Annotated in this window: 3 protein-coding genes and 1 pseudogene; all 4 read left to right on the forward strand. The window is 64.8% G+C overall.

Annotated elements, in window-relative coordinates; all coding sequences use genetic code 11:
• Positions 1–640 (forward strand): annotated as a pseudogene (locus tag EN906_RS25870) (NADH-quinone oxidoreductase subunit E); the annotation flags it as partial.
• Positions 641–650: 10 nt separating this feature from the next.
• Positions 651–1,955 (forward strand): NADH-quinone oxidoreductase subunit NuoF, encoded by a 1,305-nt coding sequence (gene nuoF, locus EN906_RS25875; protein ID WP_127375476.1) that lies wholly within the window; start codon positions 651–653, stop codon positions 1,953–1,955.
• 70 nt (positions 1,956–2,025) lie between these two features.
• Positions 2,026–2,712 (forward strand): NADH-ubiquinone dehydrogenase, encoded by a 687-nt coding sequence (locus EN906_RS25880; RefSeq protein ID WP_127272579.1) that lies wholly within the window; start codon positions 2,026–2,028, stop codon positions 2,710–2,712.
• A 73-nt stretch (positions 2,713–2,785) separates the two neighbouring features.
• Positions 2,786–3,874 (forward strand): NADH-quinone oxidoreductase subunit NuoG (gene nuoG / locus EN906_RS25885; RefSeq protein ID WP_127375477.1); only part of this gene is annotated, 1,089 nt, incomplete at its 3' end.

The following is a 3,874-nucleotide window of genomic DNA, read 5'->3' on the forward strand; positions in this document are numbered from 1 at the left end:
GGCCAGGGAGGCCGCCAAGGCCGCCAGGGCGGCGCCCGACGCGATCATCGCGGCGCCTGTGCCGGGGCCGGCCGCGGCCCCTGTCGCACCGTCCAACACCAGCAAGCCGAAGACCGACGCCCCTGAAACCAGCCCGGCATTGAAGACGCCTTCAAAAACCAAGGTCGCGCCGGCGGTTGAAAAGGCGGCGAGCGTTGCCGCGCCGCTGCATTCGGCCGCCAACGCCAACAAGGCGGACTCCAAGGTCGAGCAGGTTTCCAAGCAGCGCAGCGGTCCGATAACCAAGGCCGAGCCGGCATCCGCCTTCAAGGCGCCGGAGGTCAAGGTGCCGGCGGCCAAGCCGGCCAAACCGTCGCTCGGGGACAAAAACCGTCCGGCCGGAATCGATAAACCGGCACAGGTCGACGACCTCAAGCTGATCTCCGGCGTCGGCCCCAAGATCGAGGGCATCCTGCATACGCTCGGCATTTTCACCTTCGCGCAGGTCGCGTCGTGGAAGAAGGCCGAACGCGAGTGGGTGGATGGCTATCTCTCTTTCCAGGGCCGCATCGATCGCGACGACTGGGTCAAGCAGGCCAAGGCGCTCGCCAAGGGTGGCGTCGCCGAATACATCCGCGTCTTCGGCAAGAAGCCGGTCTGAGGGACGAAAAATGCTTCAGGACAAAGACCGCATCTTCACCAATATTTACGGCCTGTTCGACAAGTCGCTGGCCGGCGCGATGGCGCGCGGCGCCTGGGACAACACGCCCGGCATCGTTGCCAAGGGGCGCGAATGGATCGTCAACGAGATGAAGGCGTCGGGCCTGCGCGGCCGCGGCGGCGCCGGCTTCCCGACCGGTCTCAAATGGTCGTTCATGCCCAAGCAGAGCGATGGCCGGCCGAGCTATCTCGTCATCAACGCCGACGAATCCGAGCCCGGCACCTGCAAGGACCGCGACATTCTGCGCAACGACCCGCACACGCTGGTCGAGGGCGCGCTGCTTGCCGGCTTCGCCATGGGCGCGATTGCCGCCTACATCTATGTGCGCGGCGAGTTCATCCGCGAGCGCGAGGCGCTCCAGCGCGCGATCGAGGAAGCCTATGAGGCCAAGCTGATCGGCAAGAACAACACCTCCGGCTATGATTTCGACATCTACATGCACCACGGCGCCGGCGCCTATATCTGCGGCGAGGAGACTGCACTCCTCGAAAGCCTCGAAGGCAAGAAGGGCCAGCCGCGGCTGAAGCCGCCATTCCCGGCCAATGTCGGCCTCTATGGCTGCCCGACCACGGTCAACAATGTCGAATCGATCGCGGTTGCGCCGACCATCCTGCGCCGAGGAGCGGCCTGGTTCTCGTCCTTCGGCCGGCCCAACAATGTCGGCACCAAGCTGTTTTGCATCTCCGGCCACGTCAACAATCCGTGCACGGTCGAAGAGGCGATGTCGATTCCGTTCCGCGAGCTCATCGAGACGCATTGCGGCGGCATTCGCGGCGGCTGGGACAATCTTTTGGCGGTCATACCGGGCGGCGCCTCGGTGCCGCTGGTGCCGGCCGAGCAGATCATCGACACGCCGATGGATTTCGACGCGCTGCGCGACCTCAAATCCGGCCTTGGAACCGCGGCTGTCATCGTCATGGACAAGTCGACCGATGTCGTGAAGGCGATCGCGCGGCTTTCCTACTTCTACAAGCACGAGAGCTGCGGCCAGTGCACGCCATGCCGCGAAGGCACCGGCTGGATGTGGCGGGTGATGGAACGGCTGGTGCGCGGCGAGGCGCAGAAGAGCGAGATCGATATGCTGCTCGACGTCACCAAGCAGATCGAAGGCCATACGATCTGCGCGCTGGGCGACGCGGCGGCCTGGCCGATCCAGGGCCTGATGCGGCAGTTTCGCGGCGAAGTGGAGCGGCGCATCGACGAGTTTTCGCGCAATGCGCACCGGGCCGAGCCTGTGATGGTGGAGGCGGAATAGAAGAAAGTTTACGCGGGCGAAAGTCCGCAGCGAAGGGCGGGGCGAACGAAGAAACGACCAGGAGAACTCTATGGCGCCGTATTCGAACCCGCTGATGCCCAATTTGGACCAGATCGAGAAGATGAACCAGGACTTGACCAGGATGATGCCGAAGGAGATGGCCAGCGCCGTCAACCTTTTCGTGCATCCTGTGGCGGGTGCGGCGGCGATGTCGGCGCTTGGCCTCGGGCTCGCCAATCATGCTTTCGGCGTCTGGCTGGGCGCGCTTTCAGGCGCGGCAGAAGCCTCGCAGCGGCTGCTGCAGCCGATCGTCGATGATTTCGAGGCGCGCGTCGCGCAGTTCGACGATCCGAACTCTTCCTCCACGAAGGCGCGGGCGACGGCGAAAAGCATGATCGCCGAGGCGCAGTCCTTCGCCCGGGAGGTCACCGATATTGCCGCCAAGGAAGCCGCCACTGCCGTGCCGGCCGCCAACGCCGCTCCGGCGACAAGCGGCGCCGGCGATGCGCTGATGCCCGAGGATTTCAGGCAGCCCAACGCCATGGAGAAACCGGCCAAACCGGCGGATCTCAAGGCCATCTCGGGCATCGGGCCGAAGCTGGAAAAGGTTCTCAACGGCCTCGGTATCTGGACCTATGCCCAGATCGCGGCATGGACGCCGCAAGAGGTTGCCTGGGTCGAGGATTATCTGTCGCTCGGCGGCCGTATCGGCCGCGACGATTGGACAGCCCAAGCGGCGGCGCTCGCCGTCAAGTGAATGAAATGCCTGACGTGGTCTCGACCGCGTCCGGACAAAGAGATTGCGGGAACTCCGCAGGGGTTTGAGGCGAATGGCAAAGCTCAAGGTCGACGGGAAAGAGATCACTGTACCCGACCACTACACGCTGCTGCAGGCGGCGGAAGACGCTGGCGCGGAAGTGCCGCGCTTCTGCTTCCATGAGCGGCTCTCGATCGCCGGCAATTGCCGCATGTGCCTGATCGAGGTGAAGGGCGGGCCGCCCAAGCCGCAGGCCTCCTGCGCCATGAACGTGCGCGACCTGCGTCCCGGGCCGAATGGCGAGGCGCCGGAAATCTTCACCAACACGCCGATGGTCAAGAAGGCCAGGGAAGGCGTGATGGAGTTCCTGCTGATCAACCATCCGCTGGATTGCCCGATCTGCGACCAGGGCGGCGAATGCGACCTGCAGGACCAGGCGATGGCCTTCGGCGTCGATTCCTCGCGCTATCACGAGAACAAGCGCGCGGTCGAAGACAAATACATCGGGCCGCTGGTGAAGACGGTGATGAACCGCTGCATCCACTGCACGCGCTGCGTCCGCTTCACCACCGAAGTCGCCGGCATTTCCGAACTGGGCCTGATCGGCCGCGGCGAGGATGCCGAGATCACCACCTATCTCGAACAGGCGATGACGTCGGAGCTGCAGGGCAATGTCATCGACCTTTGCCCGGTCGGCGCGCTGACCTCGAAGCCATTCGCCTTCCAGGCGCGGCCGTGGGAGCTGACCAAGACCGAATCCATCGATGTGATGGATGCGGTCGGCTCGGCGATCCGTGTCGATAGCCGGGGCCGCGAAGTGATGCGCATCCTGCCGCGCGTCAACGAGGCGGTGAACGAGGAGTGGATCTCCGACAAGACCCGATTTATCTGGGACGGCCTGCGCACGCAGCGTCTCGACCGCCCCTATGTGCGCAAGGACGGCAGGTTGGTTGCCGCCAGCTGGGCCGAGGCCTTCGCCGCGATCAAGGACGCGGTATCGAAGACGGCGCCCGAAAAGATCGGCGCTATCGCGGGCGATCTCGCCGCCGTCGAGGAAACCTATGCGCTCAAGCTGCTGATGGCTTCGCTCGGCTCGAAGAATACCGATTGCCGCCAGGACGGCGCCGCACTCGACCCGGCGCTCGGCCGGGCGAGCTACATC

The organism is Mesorhizobium sp. M7A.F.Ca.CA.004.06.1.1 (assembly GCF_003999135.1).
Taxonomy (GTDB): domain Bacteria; phylum Pseudomonadota; class Alphaproteobacteria; order Rhizobiales; family Rhizobiaceae; genus Mesorhizobium.

Coding starts and splice junctions, on each gene's coding strand:
- nuoF (WP_127375476.1), top strand. CDS start 651: ATGCTTCAGGACAAAGACCGCATCTTCACCAATATTTACGGCCTGTTC.
- EN906_RS25880 (WP_127272579.1), top strand. CDS start 2,026: ATGGCGCCGTATTCGAACCCGCTGATGCCCAATTTGGACCAGATCGAG.